This window comes from Paenibacillus eucommiae (assembly GCF_017874215.1).
In the GTDB taxonomy this organism is placed as follows: Bacteria; Bacillota; Bacilli; order Paenibacillales; family NBRC-103111; genus Paenibacillus_AI; species Paenibacillus_AI eucommiae.
The window spans coordinates 1-1,609 of record NZ_JAGGLB010000080.1; the positions used below are offsets into that span (position 1 = coordinate 1).

The following is a 1,609-nucleotide window of genomic DNA, read 5'->3' on the forward strand; positions in this document are numbered from 1 at the left end:
TAATTCGCCCTATTCAGACTCGCTTTCGCTGCGGCTCCGCCTCTTCAGCTTAACCTCGCACGTGAACGTAACTCGCCGGTTCATTCTACAAAAGGCACGCCATCACCCCTTAACGGGCTCTGACTTTTTGTAAGCACACGGTTTCAGGTTCTTTTTCACTCCGCTTCCGCGGTGCTTTTCACCTTTCCCTCACGGTACTGCTTCACTATCGGTCACTAGGGAGTATTTAGCCTTGGCAGATGGTCCTGCCGGATTCCGACGGGGTTTCACGTGACCCGCCGTACTCAGGATACCTCTAGGGATTTCGCTTGCTTTTGGCTACAGGGCTTTTACCTTCTTTGCCGGGCCTTTCCAGACCACTTCACCTAACAAGCTAACCCCACAGCGAGGTCCTACAACCCCAAGGAGCAAGCTCCCTGGTTTGGGCTATTCCGCGTTCGCTCGCCGCTACTGACGGAATCACTATTGTTTTCTTTTCCTCCAGGTACTTAGATGTTTCAGTTCCCTGGGTATGCCTCCTCTGCAGCTATGTATTCACTGCAGGGTAACTGCGCATTACCACAGCCGGGTTCCCCCATTCGGACATCCCCGGATCAAAGCCTGCTTACGGCTCCCCGAGGCATTTCGTCGTTCGCCACGTCCTTCTTCGGCTCCTAGTGCCTAGGCATCCTCCGTGTGCTCTTTCTAGCTTAACCATGAATACATTTCAGCATAAATGCCGCTGCCATTCTTGTTGTCCAGAAAAATTCTCATGTTCGGTTGTGAAACCGAAACATAAAAAGGAATTCTAAGTTTCTTGCTTTCGTTCGTTTCGCTATCTAGTTTTCAAGGAACAATTTATCATGCTGTCTTGCTTTTAAATATTTTGCTGACGAAAATAGGTCTTTCTGTCAACAATACCGCCCTATTCGGCGGCGGATTTATATCTTATCATGATGCCCTCTTAAATACAAACCACAAATTATGGCATATATTCAAAGGTGATGGAAATAGCAAACTCCATCAAAACTAAACAAATGAAATGGTCCTTCAGCGATTGTAATGCTTTGCGCTTTCGCGCTTGTCCGGTACCGTTGCAGGTACCAAGGACTCCATAGAAAGGAGGTGATCCAGCCGCACCTTCCGATACGGCTACCTTGTTACGACTTCACCCCAATCATCTACCCCACCTTCGGCGGCTGGCCCCAAGTGCAAGCACTCGGTTACCCCACCGACTTCGGGTGTTGTAAACTCTCGTGGTGTGACGGGCGGTGTGTACAAGACCCGGGAACGTATTCACCGCGGCATGCTGATCCGCGATTACTAGCAATTCCGACTTCATGCAGGCGAGTTGCAGCCTGCAATCCGAACTGAGACCGGCTTATAAGGATTGGCTCCATCTCGCGATTTCGCTTCCCGTTGTACCGGCCATTGTAGTACGTGTGTAGCCCAGGTCATAAGGGGCATGATGATTTGACGTCATCCCCACCTTCCTCCGGTTTGTCACCGGCAGTCACCTTAGAGTGCCCAGCATAACCTGCTGGCAACTAAGATCAAGGGTTGCGCTCGTTGCGGGACTTAACCCAACATCTCACGACACGAGCTGACGACAACCATGCACCACCTGTCT

General features: G+C 50.7%; 2 rRNA genes. Both read right to left on the reverse strand.

Going from position 1 to position 1,609, the window contains the following annotated elements:
- Positions 1–695, reverse strand: a 23S ribosomal RNA gene (locus tag J2Z66_RS42310); the annotation flags it as partial.
- Positions 696–1,097: 402 nt separating this feature from the next.
- Positions 1,098–1,609 (reverse strand): 16S ribosomal RNA (locus tag J2Z66_RS42315); the annotation flags it as partial.